This window comes from Rhizobium sp. BT03 (genome assembly GCF_030053155.1).
Lineage (GTDB): Bacteria > Pseudomonadota > Alphaproteobacteria > Rhizobiales > Rhizobiaceae > Rhizobium.
The window spans coordinates 1,403,274-1,420,248 of sequence record NZ_CP125640.1 but is presented as its reverse complement, the minus strand read 5'-3'; the positions used below and the strand labels follow the sequence as shown (position 1 = coordinate 1,420,248).

Below are 16,975 nucleotides of genomic sequence, written 5' to 3'. Positions count from 1 at the left end.
CCGCAGGCTTTGTTTCATCAAGCGGTCGGCCGCGCCGAATGCTGCGATCTCAGGAGGAGCCGCCGCAGGATCAGCGGCAGAACGCCGCCGGCGCGCAGAATTTCGACTTCCGCATTGGTCTCGATCGCCGCCGTTGCGGTGAACATGGAGAGGCTTCCATCGGCGCGCCGCACCTCGACCGCGACCGGGCTGCGCGGTCGGATGGTCGTCTCCTCGGCATGAACGATGACGAGATCGCCGGCGCGCAGCGCCAGCCGCTCGGGCGTGACGTGGGCGGGCAGCCTCACGGGCAGGACGCCCATGCCGATCAGGTTCCAGCGATGGATGCGCTCGAAGCTTGAAGCGAGCACCGCGCGTACGCCGAGCAGTGCCACGCCCTTGGCCGCCCAATCGCGGGACGAACCCATGCCGTAGCGCTCGCCGGCGATGACGACGACCGACTTGCCTTCGGCCTTATAGGCCTGCGCGGCGTCCCAAAGCGGCAGGATCCTGCCCGTCGGGACATGGATGGCGGAACCGGGCGGGATGTCGGCGGCGATGCGGTTGCGGACCGTCTTGTTGGTGAAGAGGCCGCGGATCATCGCCTCCCAGTTGCCGCGCCGCGACGAGAAGACGTTGAGGTCGGTCGGGTTTTCGCCGCGCTCGATCAGATAGCGGCCGGCATCGCCGGCGGCGGGGATCGCGCCTGCCGGCGAGATGTGGTCGGTGGTGATGTCGTCGCCGAGCACGAGGAGGGGGTGGGCCTCATAGGTGCCGAGCTGCGATCCCTGGCCGAAGCCGGCAAAGGGCGGCCTGCGGATATAGGTCGAGCTTTCGTCCCATGGGAAAAGCGTCGTCGTCGGAGCGGCGAGCTCTTTCCAGGCGCGGCTCGCCTCGGCGGCGTCATAGGCGGGCGCGAAATCCTCGACCTTCGAGGCAGCCGCGAGCAATTCGTCGATCTCGGCCGCGGCCGGCCAGAGATCCGAGAGCGTGACCGGCACACCAAGTTTCGAGGTGCCGATGGCGTCCGTCATGATGTCGATCTCGACCGTGCCGGCCAGCGCGAAGGCGACGACCATCGGCGGCGAGGCGAGGAAGCCCGCCTCCAGCTGCGGGTGCACCCGGCCGGGAAAGTTGCGGTTTCCCGACAGGACCGCGACGGGAAGGATCCCGCGCTCCGCCATGGCGGAAACGACCGGTTCGGTCAGCGGCCCCGAATTGCCGATGCAGGTGGTGCAGCCGTAGCCGACGATGCCGAAGCCGACGGCTTCGAGGTCGCCGAGCAGGCCGGCGCGGCGAAGGTATCGTTCCGCCGTCGGCGAACCGGGTGCCAGCGACGTCTTGACCCAATGCGGCGGCCGAAGCCCGAGGGCTGCCGCCTTGCGGGCGAGAAGCCCGGCGGCGACGAGCAGCCGCGGCTCGGAGGTGTTCGTGCAACTGGTGATCGCCGCGATGGCGACGGCGCCGTCGTTCGGCTCGTTTTCCGCGCGCGCCGCCCCGCCGGCCTTCTTCATGCCGCCGATCGCCGCCTTCGTGCCGCTGACCGCAATGCGATCCTGCGGACGGCGCGGTCCGGCCAGGCTCGGCTCGACGGTGGAAAGATCGAGTTCGATCACCGAGGTGTAGCGCGGATGGGCGGCAGGATCGAACCAGATGCCCACGCGCTTGGCATAGCTTTCGACGAATTGCGCATGCTCGCGGCTGCGTCCGGTGCGCTGGAGATAGTCGATGGACGCCCGGTCGATCGGGAAATAGCCGCTGTTGGCGCCGAATTCCGGCGTCATGTTGGCAACGACCGCGCGGTCGCCGGCCGTCAAGTTTGAGACCCCCGGCCCGCAAAATTCCACGAATTTATCCTGCAGGTCGACCTGCCGCAGCAGATGCGTCACGACCAGCGCCAGATCCGTCGCCAGCACGCCGTCCTGCAGCGCTCCCGTCAGCCGGACGCCGACGACTTCGGGAACCCGCAGCGTCACCGGCATGCCGAAAAACACGCTCTCGGCTTCGAGCCCGCCCACGCCCCAGGCCAGCACGCCGATGCCGTTGATCATCGGCGTATGGCTGTCCGTGCCGATCAGCGTGTCCGGCACGGCCCAGAGGCGGCCGTCGCTTTGCAGCGCGGTCGCGGTGGTGGCGAGCCGCTCCAGGTTGAGCGTGTGCATGATGCCGGTTCCGGGTGGGTGGACCCGGAAGCCGGCAAGCGTGTTGGTCGCCCATTTCATGAAGCTGTAGCGCTCGCCATTGCGCTGGTATTCCCGCGTCATGTTGCGTTCCATCGCCGCCGAGGTTGCGAACGCATCGACCGCAACGGAATGATCGGTGGAGACGTCGACCGGCACGACAGGGTTCAGAAGCGCCGGATCGCCGCCCGCCTCCGCAAGGGCGGACCGCAAGCCGGCGATATCGACCAGGGCCGGGCCGCAGGTCGTGTCGTGCATGAGGACGCGGTTCGGCAGGAACGGAATCTCCACCTCGCTTTGTCCTGATGCAAGCCAGTCGACGATGGCCGCCTTCGACCGCTCCGCATCCTCGCCGCCGGTCCTCAGAACATTCTCCAGCAGGATCCGGTGGATATAGGGCATACGTGCGAGATCGGCTCCGACCTCTGCCGGCAGATCGATGAAGTCGTAGCGGACGCCGTTGATTTCGAGCTTCGAAGACATGCTGTTTATCCGCCTCAAACCTTGCGCGTCGTGAACTGGCCGGCGTGGAACTGCCCCGTCGGGCTGGTGTCGGCTTCTGCGTTCGGCAGCCGCATGAACCACGTCATCAGGAACGAGATCACGAGCAGCACCGCGAGGAAGAGCAGCCCTCCGAGCGCGCTTCCCGTCCATGTCTTCGCCGCGCCCATGGCATAGGGGCCGACGAAGCCGCCCAGATTGCCGATGGAATTGATCGCGGCGATCGACACTGCCGCCGTCGAGCGTGTGAGGAAGAGGCCCGGCAGCGACCAGAACGGCGATTTGAAGGCGTAGATGCCTGCAAGCGCCACCGAGATCAGTGCCACGGCGACGTAAGGATTATGCGTCAGGCCGGTGGCGGCGAGAGCCAGCCCGCCGATCAGCAGCGGAACTGCGCTGTGTTTCTGCCGCTCGCCTGTTCTGTCCGAACGCTTCGACCAGACGATCATCGCCACCGTCGCGATCGCATAGGGGATCATCGCGACGAGGCCGATCTGGAAGTGGGTGAGGGATTGGCCGAAACTCTGGATGATCTGCGGCATCCACAGGCCGATGCCGAGATTGCCGACCTGGTAGATGAAATAGATGGCCGACAGGAACAAGACCTTCGGATTGGAGATCGCCTGCCACAGGCCAAGATGCTCCACATGCGGGCGCTTGGCGTGGTCGGCGGCAAGCTCTGCGACCAGCCAGTCGCGCTGCTCCGTCGTCAGCCACTTCGCCTTTTCCGGCCGGTCGGTCATGTAGAAATAATTGAACACGCCGGCGGCGATCGCCGGCACGCCTTCGATGATCAGCATCCAACGCCAGCCCGTCAGGCCGAAGCCGCTGACATTGTCCATGATCCAGGTGCTGAGCGGCGCGCCGAGCAGATAGGACACCGGAATGGCGGCGGTGAAGAAGGCAACCGTCGTCGCCTGTTCCTTCGAGCGGAACCAGTAAGTCAGATAGATGATGATGCCTGGAAAGAATCCCGCTTCCGCGACGCCGAGAAGGAAGCGCAGCACATAGAGCTGCATCGCAGTCTGGGCAAAGCCGGTCAGCACGGCCACCGCACCCCAGGTCAGAAGGATGCGTGAGATCCAGATCCGCGAGCCGTATTTCTGCAGGGCGACGTTGCTCGGCACTTCGAACAGGAAGTAGCCGATGAAGAAGATGCCGCCGGCAAAGCCGAAGGCCTCGGCGGAAAGCGCCAGATCCTTGTTCATCTGCAGAGCGGCGTAACCGAGGTTCGCCCGGTCGAGATACGAGATGACGTAAAGCAGGAACGTGTAGGGGACGATCCGCCAGAAGACCTTCCGCATCGTCGTCTTCTCAATAGAATTTGTCTCGGCCAGCATGACTGGTACCTCCCTGATCGATTTCGCAAAGCCTCCCATCGGCCAGGGTCTTTTTACATAATATGATTATAAAATGCAATTGCCAATTACACGTCGCCGCGGTAATGGATCTGACATGGAGGAGAGCAGATGAAACTTCGTTCCGGATTGGTCGCCTATGTCGGCGCGCGAACGACCCGCACGCGCAATGCGCGCGGCAACGGTCTGAACGTCTATCGTCTCGGGCCGGTTGCCGAATGGACGCATGTTCAGCTCCTCGAGATGGAGAATCCGTCCTTCCTCGCTTTCGACAGGAGCGGCTGCTTCCTCTACACCGTTCATGGAGACGCCGACCGGGTCAGCGCCTTTGCCGTCGACCGGGCATCGGGAGAGCTGGTTTTGCTCAATGAACAGTCGACGGGCGGGCGCAATCCCGTCCATCTCTCCTTCGATCCGGCGAACCGCTTTCTGGTCGTTGCAAATCACGTCACCTCGTCGCTTGCGCTAATGCCTCGAAACGAAGACGGAACGATCGGTGCGCTCTGCGATCTCGCCGGGATCGTCGGCGAGGTCGGGCCGCACCGCGCCGAGCAGCCCTTTCCCAAGCCGCATCAGGTCGAGTTCGATCCGAGCGGCCGGTGGATCGTCGTGCCGGACAAGGGCATCGATCAGATCCTCGTCTATGAAATCGATGCGGGCGCGCTGAAGGCGGTGAGCACCTGTCCCGCGCGCGAAGGCGCCGGGCCGCGGCATGTGGCCTTTCATCCGGCCGGCGATCTCGCCTATGTCGTCAACGAGCTGGATTCGACCGTCGCCGCCTATCGCTTCGATGCCCGCTCGGGGAGGCTGACACCGTTCCAGATCGTCTCGGCGCTCGACGAAAGCTTCACCGGCAACAGCCGCGCGGCGGAAATCGCCGTCAGCCCGGACGGCCGCTTCGTCTATGCCTCGAACCGCGGCAGCGACACGATTGCCGCCTTCGCCATCGACGATGCCGGCGCGTTGAAACGCATCGGAAGCTGGCCGACGGCCGGAAGAACGCCGCGGTTTTTCACCTTGCTCGAAGACGGGGTGCTGCTCGCTGCCAATGAGGATTCCGATACGATCACGGCATTCGACATTGACGCTGCCTCGGGCAGCCTGGTTGCGAAGAGGGCCACGCTTTCCGTCGGCAGCCCGGTCTGCATCCTCGTCAAGGAATTGCGATGATCAGACCTTTGGCGACTTGATCCTGCCGGCGCCCATGATGTGGGTGTAGAGAAAGGCGGCCGCCTCGTTGCGTCGCCCATCCTCGATCAGATCCAGGATCTGAAGATGCTCGGCCGCCTGCCGCGGCAGACGGCTTCTGTCGATCGTGATGTGGTATTCGATCAGGCGGCGAAGCCTGTTGATGCGCTTGATCGAGTCGAGGAAAAACTCGTTGCGGGAGCAGGCCACCAGCATCTCGTGAAATTCGTTGTTCGCCTTGAAGATCTCGGCGCGCGACCAGCTTTCATAGCCGCCATTGGCAAGTTCCGTCTGGATTTCCCGCGCGCGCTTGAAGCCCTCCGGATCGGGCTCGAAGCTCGGCAGCAGCATGGCCTGCTGTTCGATCACCGCACGGAAGGCGTAGCCGTCCTCATAGCCTTTTCTCGATGTCAGCGTTTCCCGGAAGGCCCAGCCGTTTCCCGGCAGGCGCTCGATCCAGCCTTCGTCGGCAATGCGGTGCAGCACCTTCAGCAGCCGGCTTCTCGGAACATCGTAGAAACGCATCAGCTCCGCTTCGCTGACCCGCTCATCGAGCTTGCCGGAGAGACGGTCCTCGGCCATCCTGAAATAGATATCCTCGTCGCCGGCCGCGTCCTTCCTCTCCTCCGCCGTGCCGGAATCGATGCTCTCCGCGTCAACAGCGAGAAAATAACCGCGGTTCGGCTCCGCGCGCACGATCCCCTGTCCCTCCAGGCTTTGGAGCGCGCTCATAACGGGAGCCCTCGATACCCGGAATGTATCGGCCAATATCTGAAGCGGCAGATGCTGGCCCTGCTGCATGCGGTTGGCCCTGAGGTAATCGATGATGTTTCTGCTGATCTGAGGGACCAGACTGTTCCTTGCCATTCGCCGAACCGCTTTCGCTCTATTCTGACTGCGTCATCCCATCTAAGCGACATCGCCCGGCGTTTCCATAGCCCGCCAGGCAACCTCTGCCACTGGCTGTCCGAAATTCGGGGCCGCAGGAATATGAATTATATGCCAATAAAAAGGAATGTGAATGAGGCGGAGCTGGCAGTTTTATGCGCATTTCGCCAGCGGCGGTCTGGCCTTCGCGTCGGAGCCGATCTCCGTTCCAAGCGGCAGATCGGCGATTTCGCGCAGCGACATGCGCTCGACCTCGGGATGCCGCAGCGGATCGTTCTTCCAGACGGCGTCCGCACATTCTACGCTGTTCATATCAAGCATGGGCTTCAAGAAAAACTTTATGAGCGACATGGCATGCCTCGCGTTCTCCGGCGGTGCGGGATGGTGACCGCACGGCCGCCGGCGTCTGATGCGTTATCCCGGCCCCCGGACGATCAGTCTTCGAGCGGGATTGCCTATGCTTCCAATGTCGGCGCGGACAGCCGGATTTTCAATTGAGATTACGGCGGCTCTGCTATAGAAAAACTATATGAAGAACCTGAATTCCGTCCATCTCAACGGCCTGAGGGCGCTCGACGCCGTCGGTCGCCTCGGCTCGCTGCAGGCCGCCGCCGACGAACTTGGTGTCTCGGTCGGCGCCGTCAGTCAGCAGGTGATCAAGGCCGAGGCGCAGCTTGGCCTTGTGATCTTCGAACGCACCGCCCGCGGAATGATCCCGACCGAAGCAAGCCGGCCGGTGCTTCTGGCGCTCGATGAGGGTTTTGCCCGCCTTTCGGCCGCCGTGTCGATCGCAGGGCGCAAGGACGATACGATCCTGACCATCTCGGTGGCGCCGGTTTTTGCCGCCCGCTGGCTCGTCTGCCGGCTCGACCGTTTCGCCGAGCGCCACCCCGAGATCAAGCTGCGGCTTGATGCGACGACCAATCTCGTCAATCCCGCACTCTGCGACGTCGATATCGGCATCCGCGTCGGCACCGGCAAATGGGCTGACGTGAAGGCCGAACTGCTGTTGCAGCAGGAGGTCTTTCCGGTCTGCTCGCCCGAGATGGCGGCGAAATTGAAAGAGCCTGCCGACATCCTGACGCTGCCTGCCATCATCGATGGCCGCGCCATGTTCTCCTGGGAGGTCTGGATGCGCGAGGCGGGCCTGTCAGGCGCGACACCTGTGACGCGCCACGTTTTCAACGATGCCTCGCTTTGCCTCGATGCGGCGATTGCCGGGCAGGGCGTCATGCTCGCCTGGCAGACCCTTGCCGCCTTCGCGCTTGCCGAAGGCCGGCTGGTCGCGCCCTTCGGCATTCGCGCGCGCACCGGCTTCGGCCATTATTTCGTCACCGCCGAAGGCACGCGCGAGCCGAAGAAGGTCAAGGATTTCAAGGCCTGGATCCGCGAGGAAATGGCCGGCACGCTCGCGCTGTTCCGATAACTCAGATCTCGGCCAGGTTGACAAAGCGCCTATCTAAATTGGTGCTGGCACTGCAGCAGACGGCCACATCCAGTAGCTTTTGGGGTTCCCGATTGCTCGCTGGCCTCCTGCCAGAAACAGACCGCGAATACTGCGCACCGCGACCCAACCGACCAAAAGGTAATTAAGTTTTGCAGCCAGCCCGATCAGCATCATTGTATGTTCAGCTTGGCGTTGATTGCCACCAGTCAAAAAGATTGCGAATGCCGCAAGGATCGTCGCTAATATGCCAAGCAAGAAAACCTTGGAGCTCCGATATTGGAGTTCATAATGTGATTTCTCCCATTCTTGGGCAGTTGTTCTGCGTTTCCGTGCCTCAAAAAACACGAGGAAGATAATGGGGAACATTAACATACCGAAGAGCAAAATAGCATAGTTTGAAGGCGCTCCGCTCTTGGGGCTGGATGCTGCAAATTTGCTGATCTCGGTCTGGTTCTGCATTTTAGTTCCATCTTGAGTTTTGTATTTCCAATAAGCTACTTAACAGAGAATGCAAGACGATCAAGAATAGGCGGTAGCCAAATCTTTACAGCAATTCAAAATGTGACGGCGTCCCTGCGCGTCTGAAAAGACGCGTGGCAATATAGAGCCTTTCGGTCCTTCTCCGAGTCACGGAAAGGCTTCTATCTTCTGTTCTGCGCAATTCCGGACGTAAACACACTGCGCACTTTTGCTGGAGTTGCTCTCAGACCTCGATCGGCTCTTTGCCGCGCGTCTCCTGCATTTTCTTGTAGGCGGCGCGCGACTGGCAGCGTCCGATCCAGGCCTTGACGTTGGGATGCGCATCGAACAGCGCCTCCTCGCTCTGGGCGTAGCGCAGCACTTCGGCAATGTTGAGGTCGGCGACGGTGAAGCGGTCGCCGACGATCCACTGCCGGCCGGCAAGCTGGCCTTCGAGAGCGGCCAGCGGCCGGCGCAGCGCCTGGCAAGCGGCGGCGATCGTCTGCTTGCCCTCTTCGCTGTTTTCGAGGCCGTTATCATAGGTCAGCACGATCCTGACCGAATGCGGCTCGACCTGCGAGGCGGCCCAGATGGTCCACATCGTCAGCAATCCGTCTTCTTCGACGGTTTGTCCGGCAAGCGGCCCGCCATGTTTGCGCGCGAGGTAGAGATTGATCGCCAGCGACTCGTGCATGACGAGTTCGCCGTCCCTGATGCTGGGGATCTGCGCCATCGGGTTGACGGCGGCGAAATCGGGCGAGTGCGTGTTGAGCGGCGCTCCCTCGGATAGGGGCTCCGCCAGCCGCCTGGCCTGCAGCACCGGCACCGAGCGGAATTCGAGCCCCAGCTCCTCCGCAATCCAGTAGACGCGTGACGCCCTCGATCGATAAACCCCGTAGATTGTCAGCATGATGATCTCCCCTGGATATTGTCCGCGAGACCGTAGATGGGTGATTGACTCTGGAAAAGTCCGTCGCGCTGATGGGACGATGAATGCTTTTGATGTTCCTCGGCACTTCCCAGCATCGCGTCAGCGAAGATCGATCCAGCAAGTTACGCGCGTCGCAATTCCTCTATGTCGTCGGGATGCCGCTCGAGCAGACGGAAAAGATTGACGACGGCAGGTGACGGACTGACTTTTCCCGTCTCATAGCGAGAGAAGGCATTGTGCCCCCCACCGGTCAGTGCAGAGGCTTCAGTCTGATTGAGGCGCAGTTTCTTGCGAATTCGACGCAGATCCTCGCCGACGGCTCGCCGATCCTGCAGGATGAGCGCATCACTAGCCCGGGCATAACGCTCGGCACTGATCTGGTCATACTCGATCTCGCCGCATGCGCCGCAGCGAAAACCGGATAAACCTTCGACATCAGCTTTCAGATTGCGAAACGTAACGTGGTGAGTTTCGTTGAAGAATGGTGTCATTTCGGACTTTGCGTCACAGCAAACACAAATCCTGGCCATTGTTACAACTCCGTGAACTGGATGACGGGTGCACCGTCTTCCCTCAGCGTGACTTTGACATAAGCCTTCCCGGCCGGCGTATCGGCGTGATAGACATCCTGCCAGATCGTATTGTCGCTATACGTTGTCATCACTTATAAAGGTGGCTACTCCTCAGCGCGGAGACGACGTCGATCATCTCCGAAGTGGTCAGTCCCATTGATCTCCCGCCATCGATGGCGCTTTTGGTGAAGGCCGCCGCCTTTCGCTCCCTGACGATGGCGATGACCGCAACAAGGCTGTAATGGGCTTTCCGCTTCTCCATGACTAGATTACCCTCTCAGGGTAAAATTTAGTCTGCATATCGCTTGTTCAACGCGACTCCTAAATGCCTTCATTGCGCGAACCGGGCAGCGGCTTTCACGGGCATTATGTGAAAACAAAGAGATAAAGGACTTCCATGAGTCGGGGAAGCAAAGCTCTCGTCACGAAACGCGGTTTCGCTCGACCGTCAGCTGCTTGTAGGACGCGCCGCCGCCGGCCATCTCGGCGGACACTTTCTTCTCCCATTGGAAGCCGAGGACCGCGCCTTCCGTGGTTTCCTGAAAGACGTTGTCGGTGATGATGGCGGTGCCGGCGCCATCGGCGACCGAGACGGCGCACCCCACCGGCGTCTTGCGCACCACATTGCCGCTGACGACGACATTGCGCAGATAAGGACCCCAGCCGATCTGCAGGCCCCAGCGCGGCGCGCCCTCGATCACATTGCCTGAGATCAGCGTATCGGCCTCTGCCGCAATGCCGATGCCGAAGCCGACTTCGTGCTGATAGGGGCCCTTCAGCGTCAGGTTGCGCACGACATTGCCGGTGACGCTCGCCAGCCTGCCGCCCTCATCGAAATTGGCAATCGAGATGCCGTTCGCCGCCCCGTCGATCATATTGGCGGAAACGACCGCACCCTCGAAGGCGAATTCGACATAGATCGCAGTCTCGCCGGATCGCCGGCACTGGTTGCTGCTGATCTGGATATCCGAGGCCGAATTGGCGCGGATCGCCGTAAAGGCGCAGTCGGAAATGTGGTTATTCGTCACCATCACGCCGTCGGCGCGGAAGATGTTGATGCCGTTGCCGTTCTGGCCGGTGCCGCCGTCATTGGCGCGGATGTTGGAGATGCGGTTGCCGGATACAACCGTGCCATCCTCCGCCTTGTTCCAGCGGTGCACCAGGATGCCGCCATTGCCGCAATCGGCGATCGTATTTCCGGTGATCGAAAGATTGGCGGAATCGACCGCATAGAGCCCCGCCTGGGCCGCGCCCGAAATACGGCTGCGCTCGATCCGCCCGCCGCAGCGTTCCAGCTGCAGCCCGTGTTTGCGGCTGCTGCCGATCTCGCAATTGTCGATCAGCACCTCGTCGACGCCGGTAAATTGGACGAGACCGCCGGCATAGTCGCCGAGCCAGCGGTTGCCGCCGTCGATGACGAGGTTGGAAAGTTCGATGCGCCGCACATTTGCCGCCGCCAACAGGTGGCCTTCGCCGGTATAGACGAGCCGCGAGGCGCCCGGTACGCCGGTGAGGCGCGTATTGTCGGGCAGGTTGAGGTTGGAAATCCGATAGGTGCCGGGCGGCAGGAAGACCGGCACGTTCTCGGCCGCCGCCTGTTCGATCATCTGCTGCAGGTTGCGGGTCTTGCGGTCGCCGCTTTCGGGAATGGCGCGATATTCCGCCGCGTCGATCGCGCCGCGCAGATCGGGCTGTCCGGCCGCCGCAAGCGTCGCGGCCGATGCGCGCGGCGCCGTACCTCCCGCAACCGCCGCGGCGGCGAGAAAGAACAGCATGTCGCGGCGTGAAGGCATTCCGGATTCTCCAGTCATACGGCGCCTATAGCAGGAAACATGCCAGACGGGCCTGTCTCCTTTTGGGACGGGCGGGCGAAATTGCGGTTGTGGCCCCTGATAAGGGCAGGATATCGCCGCCGATTTTGTCCTCTTGTTCACCCTTTCATTTAAGCAAGCCGAAGGGAATGAGGACTACTTTGGAGGGAAATTTGCGGGGCGATAATGCGGGATGTGGGCCTTCGGCCCGACGGGGAGAATGGCGGCATGCAGGAACCGAGTGCCAGGCGATGGGAATCGACCGATGCTCTGTCGGCCGAAACGCGGCGCATTGTCGCCGCGACGGAGGCGATGATGGCCTCGACCGCCCATCACCTCTCCGACGGCATCGAGAACCTGCGCCTGAAGGCGATCGTCCACGAGCTTCCGGATTTCCTCTATGTCAAGGATCGCGACAGCCGCTTCGTCTTCGCCAACGCCGTCACCGCCAGCAGCCTCGGCCTGGAGAGCGCCGATCTGATTACCGGCAAGCGCGATTTCGACCTGTTCGATTTCGAGACGGCGCGGCGCCATTTCGATATCGAGCAGCAGATCATGGCGACGGGGCAAGCCCGCATCGACATGGAGGAAAGCTACGTCCTGCCCGGCGGCAAAAGGCCGATATGCCGGCTGACCTCGAAGATACCGCTGCGCAACGACCGCGGCGAGGTCGTCGGCCTGATCGGCGTTTCCCGTGATATCACCGAACGCAAGCGCCAGGAGGATCTCCATCGCGAGCAGGCGAACCTGCTCGAAATGATCGCCCGCAACGAGCCGCTGCCGATGATCCTCGAGGCGCTGGTGCTGATGATCGAGGCGCAGCTGACCGGCATCGACGGGTCGGTGCTGCTGCTGAACGGCGAGGGCACCAGGCTCTATCACGGCGCCGCCCCCAATCTGCCCGGCGGCTACAGCCGCCTGATCGACGGCGTCACCATCGGTCCCAAGGTCGGCTCCTGCGGCACCGCCGCCTGGCGCGGCCAGACCGTGATCGTCGAGGACGTGATGAGCGACCCGCTCTGGGAGGATTTTCGCGCACTGGTCGCGCCCTTCGGCTTCCGCTCCTGCTGGTCGACGCCGATCGCCACCTCGCAGAACAATGTGCTCGGTACCTTCGCCCTCTATTCCAGGGAAGTCCGCCGTCCGACGGAGCAAGAGACGCAGCTGGTGGCGCTCGCCACGCACATCGCCGGCATTGCGATCGAGCGCAAGCGTGTCGACGACCGCATCCATTTCATGGCCCATCACGACGATCTCACCGGCCTGCCGAACCGCGCTTTCCTCAAGGAGCGGCTGGCCAATATCCTCGATCAGGCCCGGCGCAACACCCGCAAGGTCACAGTCGCCTATATCGATCTCGATAATTTCAAGGACATCAACGACGGCCGCGGCCACGCCGCCGGCGACGAGGTGCTGAAGGAAACCGCCGCCCGCATGGCCAACAGCGTCCGGGCTTCGGATATGGTGGTGCGTCTCGGCGGCGACGAATTCCTCGTGGTGCTCGTTCACCAGTCGAGCCACGACGCCGGCATCACACGCCGCCTGCGTGAGCTGCAGAAGGCGATCAACCGGCCGATCCCCGGCGACGGCGGCGAGATCACCGTCACTTCGAGCATCGGTGTCGCCGCCTTCCCCTTCGATGGCGCAACCTCGGAAGAGCTTCTCGCCAATGCCGACCGCGCCATGTACCGCGCCAAGGAACTCGGCCGCAACACCTTGCAGCATCACGATGGCGGCGGCGCGCCTGTGGGCATGCCGCTCGGCGAGCAGGAGGAGCTGCACCAGGCGATCACCGGCGACCAGCTGTTCCTGCAATATCAGCCGCAGGTCGATGTCGCCACCGGCCGCATCACCGGCATCGAGGCGCTGGTGCGCTGGAACCATCCGGCCAAGGGCAGGGTGCCGCCGGTCAATTTCATCCCGCTCGCCGAAGAGACCGGCCTGATCGTTCCCCTCGGTCTCTGGGTGCTGAACGAGGCCTGCCGCCAGGCGCGCCACTGGCAGGATATGGGCTTGGCGCCGCTGACCATCGCCGTCAACGTCTCGGCCAAGCAGTTCGCCGATCCGGATTTCGCAAGTCATGTCGCCGAGGCGCTGGAGCGTCATCGCCTGCAGTCGCGCTGGCTGGAGCTGGAAGTCACCGAAAGCGTGGTGATGCAGGATGTCGAGCGGGCGCTCGCCATGATGGAATCGCTGCGGGCGCTCGGTGTGCGCCTGTCGATCGACGATTTCGGCTCCGGCTATTCCAGTCTCGCGGCGCTGAAGACCTTCCCCTTCGACCGGCTGAAGATGGACCGTTCACTGGTCGAGGCTCTGCCGGGCGACAAAACCGCCGTCGCCATCGCCTCGGCGGTGATTTCGCTGGCGCAGACACTGAAGCTTTCGGTTCTCGCCGAAGGTGTGGAAACCGACGCCCAGATGGATTTCCTGCGTCACGCGCGCTGCGAGGAGGCGCAGGGCTACCGTTTCTCCAAGCCCGTCTCCCCGGAGGAAATCCCCCCATTGCTGCGGGCGCGCGACCTCTGACGTTTATTTTTCCAGCTTGCCGATCGCCTCGATCTCGTTCGTCCAAATGCCCGCTGCAAAATTTGGCGGCAGCCGCGCCAGTAGCGCCGGGTCGTCGATGCCGGTGGAAAAATCGCTGCCGCGATAGGGGCCGAGCACGAAGACCTCAGTTCCGGCATCCTGCATCCGGTTGAGGAAACGATCCGGCCAGCCCCAGAGCCATGGCGCGATATTGATCGGCACCAGCATCATCGCGTGTTTGCAGGCATCCGGCAGCACGCCGGTCCAGCCATAGCCGATGTAGCCGAAAAGGCAGCTCTTCAGGCTTTTGCGCGAGGCGGTCTTGATATCGGGCACCAGCCGGCGCAGGACATCGATCGGCTCGTCGCCGCCATAGACGATGATGTCAGCCCGCCGCGCGGCCGAAAGCCCATTGAGCAAGGCGGCGAGCTTTTCGCCCTCGGAGGGGTCGTTGCTCTTGACGTTGATCAGGAAGCGCCGATCCGGAAAGGTCGAAAGCACTTGCGCCAGCGTCGGCATCATGCCGATGCCGCGGCCGCGAAAGGGAAAGGTCTTGCCGCCATCGGCGGTATAGCCGTAGCCGATGTCGAGCTTCCGCATCTCCGCCATCGAATGCTCGCGCGTGACGCCGTGGCCGTCGGTACGGCAGTCGAGCGTCCAGTCGTGGAAGACGGCGAATTGCCCGTCCGTCGTCGGGTGTACATCAATCTCGACGATATCGGCGCCGGCGGCAAAACCCGCCTGCATCGAGCCGATGGTATTTTCGAGATAATCATGTTTCGGCGGCAGCATGCGGCTCGCCGTGCAGGTGTCGTTCTTGAGATCGGTCTCGTCGAACCGCTGGGCGATGCCGCGATGGGCGAGCAGCACCGGCTTTCCCGGCCGATGCGCGGCAAGCAGGCTGGTATTGTTGAGATAGATGCCGGCCGCGGCGAACGCGATCGCCGCCGCGCCATAGAAAAGCTTCCTGCCCATATTGCTCCCTCTGATTGCATCGAAGAAGACAACAGCTAGAAAGCGATTCTGGTTGTTCTTGGGCTGTTTTCCGGCTTTTCTATGCGCGGTTATCTCAGGAGAGGATTGGCATAACAATGGAACAGCAGGACGACGAACTCATCCGTTTCGAAGCCCATGGCGCCGCGCCCTTGCCGCCGGCATCTGTCGAGGGCCATGTCGGACGTGCCGGCGCCCGCATCTGGTATGCGAGCTACGGCGCCGGGCCTGCCGTCATCCTGCTGCATGGCGGCCTCGGCCACAGCGGCAACTGGGGCTATCAGGTCCCGGCGCTGCTCCAAAGCGGCCGTCGCGTCGTGCTGATCGACAGCCGCGGCCATGGCCGCAGCAGCCGCGATGCCCGTCCCTATAGTTATGAGCTGATGGCATCAGACGTGCTTGCGGTCATGGACGAACTCGCTCTTGAGAAAGCGGCCTTTGTCGGCTGGAGCGACGGCGCCTGCATCGCGCTGATCCTCGCTGCGACGGCGCCGTCGCGTGTCGCGGGCGTCTTCTTCTTCGCCTGCAACATGGATCCGAGCGGCACGCTGGAATTCGTTGCGACCCCGGTCATCGACCGATGCTTCAGCCGTCACGCCAAGGATTATGCGGCCTTGTCCGCCACGCCGGACGATTTCAATGGCTTCGTCGAGGCGGTGAGCCTGGTGATGCGGACGGAGCCGAATTATCGGGCCGAAGACCTGGGCCGCATCGGCGTGCCGGTTGCGATCGTGCTCGGCGAACATGACGAGTTCATCAAACCGGAACATGCCGAATATCTCGCCCGCAGCATTCCGGACGCGCAGATGATCACTCTCAAGGGCGTCAGCCATTTTGCGCCGCTGCAGCGGCCGGCCGAGTTCAACGTCGCAGTGCTATCCTTCCTCGACGGGCTCCCATCTTGAATCGCTCCCTCTGGCCTCGCGCCCATTTGCCGCTATCTCTTGCTGCATGAGACCTGATGCGCTGCTCTATCCCGCCCCGGAAGGACTTTATTGCCCCGAAGGCGGATTCTATGTCGATCCTGTGCGGCCGGTGGAGCGGGCGCTCGTCACCCACGGCCATTCCGATCACGCCCGGCCGGGCCATGTGAACGTTCTCGCCACCCGCCAGACGCTCGATATCATGCGCCTGCGTTACGGCGAGGGCTTTTGTGCCAGCGAGCAGGCTGCCGCCTTCGGCGAGGAACTCGTGGTCAACGGCGTCAAGGTCAGCTTTCATCCAGCCGGCCATGTGCTCGGTTCGGCCCAGATCGCCATCGAGAAGAACGGCACCCGCATCGTCGTCTCCGGCGATTACAAGCGCCGCCCCGACCCGACCTGCGCCGCCTATGTGCCGGTTCCCTGCGATGTCTTCATCACAGAGGCAACCTTCGGCCTGCCGGTCTTCCATCATCCCGATCCGATGGATGAGACCGGCAAGCTGCTGGCCTCGCTCCGCCAATTTCCCGAGCGCACCCATCTCGTCGGCGCCTATGCGCTGGGAAAGGCCCAGCGCGTCATCAGGCTGCTGCGCGATGCCGGTTACAGCGAGCCGATCTATATTCACGGGGCCATGGAAAGGCTCTGCGACTATTATGTCGGCGAGGGCATCGAACTTGGCGAGCTGCTGCCGGCGACGATCGAGAGCCGCGACAAATCCGCGTTCAAGGGTGCGGTCGTCATCGGCCCGTCCTCGGCCTTCGCCGACCGCTGGGCGCGGCGCTTCAACGAACCGCTGCCGGCCTTCGCCTCCGGCTGGATGATGGTGCGCCAGCGCGCCAAACAGCACGGCGTCGAACTGCCGCTCGTCATCTCCGATCATTGCGACTGGCCGGAACTGACCGAAACCATCCGAGGGCTGCACCCGGCCGAAGTCTGGGTGACCCACGGCCGCGAGGAGGCCCTGGTGCGCTGGTGCCAGCTGCAGGGCATCAAGGCCAAACCGCTGCATCTGGTGGGTTATGAGGATGAGGCGGATTGAGATGAGCTGCGTGCTGCGTGAAAACCCCTCCCCAACCCCTCCCCACAAGGGGGAGGGGCTTAACCTGCCGCATCGTCTCGCGACAAAATCACCGCCGAGTACGCTGACGTCGAAAGAGGGAAGGCCGGTGCCACGAGTTAGCCCCTCCCACCTGTGGGGAGGGGTTGGGGAGGGGTCTTT

Annotated in this window: 16 protein-coding genes; 5 read left to right on the top strand and 11 right to left on the bottom strand. The window is 62.8% G+C overall.

Translation table 11 applies throughout. The features are described 5' to 3' along the window. Positions 1–17: 17 nt before the first annotated feature. Together acnA and QMO80_RS07075 are read right to left on the bottom strand one after the other, a co-directional pair. Positions 18–2,642, bottom strand: coding sequence for an aconitate hydratase AcnA (acnA, locus tag QMO80_RS07080; protein WP_283199439.1), 2,625 nt, complete (start codon positions 2,640–2,642; stop codon positions 18–20). Between the two features lie 14 nt (positions 2,643–2,656). Beyond that, positions 2,657–4,000 (bottom strand): MFS transporter, encoded by a 1,344-nt coding sequence (locus tag QMO80_RS07075; protein WP_283199438.1) that lies wholly within the window; start codon positions 3,998–4,000, stop codon positions 2,657–2,659. Positions 4,001–4,129: 129 nt separating this feature from the next. Between QMO80_RS07075 and QMO80_RS07070 the strand changes: the two genes are divergently transcribed. Then, a complete protein-coding gene (locus QMO80_RS07070; protein WP_283199437.1) occupies positions 4,130–5,188 on the top strand; it encodes a lactonase family protein in 1,059 nt (352 codons plus the stop codon). Here the strand turns inward: QMO80_RS07070 and QMO80_RS07065 are convergent, their stop codons facing one another. Both QMO80_RS07065 and QMO80_RS07060 read right to left on the bottom strand, forming a co-directional pair. Further along, on the bottom strand, positions 5,189–6,073 hold the full coding sequence (locus tag QMO80_RS07065; RefSeq protein WP_283199436.1) for a GntR family transcriptional regulator: 885 nt from the start codon (positions 6,071–6,073) through the stop codon (positions 5,189–5,191). Between the two features lie 174 nt (positions 6,074–6,247). After that, positions 6,248–6,445: a hypothetical protein gene (locus QMO80_RS07060; RefSeq protein ID WP_283199435.1), complete on the bottom strand. Its 198-nt coding sequence runs from the start codon at positions 6,443–6,445 to the stop codon at positions 6,248–6,250. A 178-nt stretch (positions 6,446–6,623) separates the two neighbouring features. Between QMO80_RS07060 and QMO80_RS07055 the strand changes: the two genes are divergently transcribed. Further along, positions 6,624–7,520, top strand: coding sequence for a LysR substrate-binding domain-containing protein (locus QMO80_RS07055; RefSeq protein WP_283199434.1), 897 nt, complete (start codon positions 6,624–6,626; stop codon positions 7,518–7,520). Between the two features lie 33 nt (positions 7,521–7,553). Here the strand turns inward: QMO80_RS07055 and QMO80_RS07050 are convergent, their stop codons facing one another. The 6 genes from QMO80_RS07050 to QMO80_RS07025 form a co-directional block, all read right to left on the bottom strand. Continuing rightward, complete coding sequence (locus QMO80_RS07050; protein WP_283199433.1) at positions 7,554–8,000, bottom strand: hypothetical protein; 447 nt, start codon at positions 7,998–8,000, stop codon at positions 7,554–7,556. Between the two features lie 244 nt (positions 8,001–8,244). Next, the gene (locus tag QMO80_RS07045) at positions 8,245–8,910 is read right to left on the bottom strand and encodes a glutathione S-transferase family protein (protein WP_283199432.1); all 666 of its coding nucleotides are present in this window, start codon (positions 8,908–8,910) and stop codon (positions 8,245–8,247) included. A gap of 143 nt (positions 8,911–9,053) precedes the next feature. Beyond that, positions 9,054–9,422 (bottom strand): type II toxin-antitoxin system MqsA family antitoxin, encoded by a 369-nt coding sequence (locus QMO80_RS07040; RefSeq protein ID WP_283199431.1) that lies wholly within the window; start codon positions 9,420–9,422, stop codon positions 9,054–9,056. Between the two features lie 41 nt (positions 9,423–9,463). Beyond that, positions 9,464–9,592: a type II toxin-antitoxin system MqsR family toxin gene (locus QMO80_RS07035; protein ID WP_283200130.1), complete on the bottom strand. Its 129-nt coding sequence runs from the start codon at positions 9,590–9,592 to the stop codon at positions 9,464–9,466. After that, positions 9,592–9,765, bottom strand: coding sequence for a type II toxin-antitoxin system MqsR family toxin (locus QMO80_RS07030; RefSeq protein ID WP_283199430.1), 174 nt, complete (start codon positions 9,763–9,765; stop codon positions 9,592–9,594). Before QMO80_RS07030 ends, QMO80_RS07035 begins: the two co-directional genes overlap by 1 nt. 160 nt (positions 9,766–9,925) lie before the next feature. Then, on the bottom strand, positions 9,926–11,296 hold the full coding sequence (locus tag QMO80_RS07025; protein WP_283199429.1) for a TIGR03808 family TAT-translocated repetitive protein: 1,371 nt from the start codon (positions 11,294–11,296) through the stop codon (positions 9,926–9,928). Between the two features lie 246 nt (positions 11,297–11,542). Between QMO80_RS07025 and QMO80_RS07020 the strand changes: the two genes are divergently transcribed. Continuing rightward, complete coding sequence (locus QMO80_RS07020; protein WP_283199428.1) at positions 11,543–13,840, top strand: EAL domain-containing protein; 2,298 nt, start codon at positions 11,543–11,545, stop codon at positions 13,838–13,840. A gap of 3 nt (positions 13,841–13,843) precedes the next feature. Here QMO80_RS07020 and QMO80_RS07015 read toward each other — a convergent pair whose 3' ends face one another. Beyond that, positions 13,844–14,815 (bottom strand): glycerophosphodiester phosphodiesterase family protein, encoded by a 972-nt coding sequence (locus tag QMO80_RS07015; protein WP_283199427.1) that lies wholly within the window; start codon positions 14,813–14,815, stop codon positions 13,844–13,846. A gap of 116 nt (positions 14,816–14,931) precedes the next feature. Here QMO80_RS07015 and QMO80_RS07010 point away from each other — a divergent pair, with 116 nt between their 5' ends. Then, entirely contained in the window at positions 14,932–15,738 is an 807-nt protein-coding gene (locus tag QMO80_RS07010) for an alpha/beta fold hydrolase (RefSeq protein ID WP_283199426.1), read from the top strand. A 46-nt stretch (positions 15,739–15,784) separates the two neighbouring features. After that, positions 15,785–16,795 carry a ligase-associated DNA damage response exonuclease gene (locus QMO80_RS07005; protein WP_283199425.1) on the top strand — a complete coding sequence of 337 codons (1,011 nt, stop codon included), beginning with the start codon at positions 15,785–15,787 and terminating at the stop codon, positions 16,793–16,795. Positions 16,796–16,975 lie beyond the last annotated feature (180 nt).

Bases quoted from the DNA above. Each gene is read 5' to 3' on its own strand.
- acnA (WP_283199439.1), bottom strand. From the start codon at position 2,642: ATGTCTTCGAAGCTCGAAATCAACGGCGTCCGCTACGACTTCATCGAT.
- QMO80_RS07020 (WP_283199428.1), top strand. From the start codon at position 11,543: ATGCAGGAACCGAGTGCCAGGCGATGGGAATCGACCGATGCTCTGTCG.
- QMO80_RS07050 (WP_283199433.1), bottom strand. From the start codon at position 8,000: ATGCAGAACCAGACCGAGATCAGCAAATTTGCAGCATCCAGCCCCAAG.
- QMO80_RS07010 (WP_283199426.1), top strand. From the start codon at position 14,932: ATGGAACAGCAGGACGACGAACTCATCCGTTTCGAAGCCCATGGCGCC.
- QMO80_RS07055 (WP_283199434.1), top strand. From the start codon at position 6,624: ATGAAGAACCTGAATTCCGTCCATCTCAACGGCCTGAGGGCGCTCGAC.
- QMO80_RS07030 (WP_283199430.1), bottom strand. From the start codon at position 9,765: ATGGAGAAGCGGAAAGCCCATTACAGCCTTGTTGCGGTCATCGCCATC.
- QMO80_RS07075 (WP_283199438.1), bottom strand. From the start codon at position 4,000: ATGCTGGCCGAGACAAATTCTATTGAGAAGACGACGATGCGGAAGGTC.
- QMO80_RS07045 (WP_283199432.1), bottom strand. From the start codon at position 8,910: ATGCTGACAATCTACGGGGTTTATCGATCGAGGGCGTCACGCGTCTAC.
- QMO80_RS07015 (WP_283199427.1), bottom strand. From the start codon at position 14,815: ATGGGCAGGAAGCTTTTCTATGGCGCGGCGGCGATCGCGTTCGCCGCG.
- QMO80_RS07005 (WP_283199425.1), top strand. From the start codon at position 15,785: ATGAGACCTGATGCGCTGCTCTATCCCGCCCCGGAAGGACTTTATTGC.
- QMO80_RS07070 (WP_283199437.1), top strand. From the start codon at position 4,130: ATGAAACTTCGTTCCGGATTGGTCGCCTATGTCGGCGCGCGAACGACC.
- QMO80_RS07035 (WP_283200130.1), bottom strand. From the start codon at position 9,592: ATGACAACGTATAGCGACAATACGATCTGGCAGGATGTCTATCACGCC.
- QMO80_RS07025 (WP_283199429.1), bottom strand. From the start codon at position 11,296: ATGCCTTCACGCCGCGACATGCTGTTCTTTCTCGCCGCCGCGGCGGTT.
- QMO80_RS07040 (WP_283199431.1), bottom strand. From the start codon at position 9,422: ATGACACCATTCTTCAACGAAACTCACCACGTTACGTTTCGCAATCTG.
- QMO80_RS07065 (WP_283199436.1), bottom strand. From the start codon at position 6,073: ATGGCAAGGAACAGTCTGGTCCCTCAGATCAGCAGAAACATCATCGAT.
- QMO80_RS07060 (WP_283199435.1), bottom strand. From the start codon at position 6,445: ATGTCGCTCATAAAGTTTTTCTTGAAGCCCATGCTTGATATGAACAGC.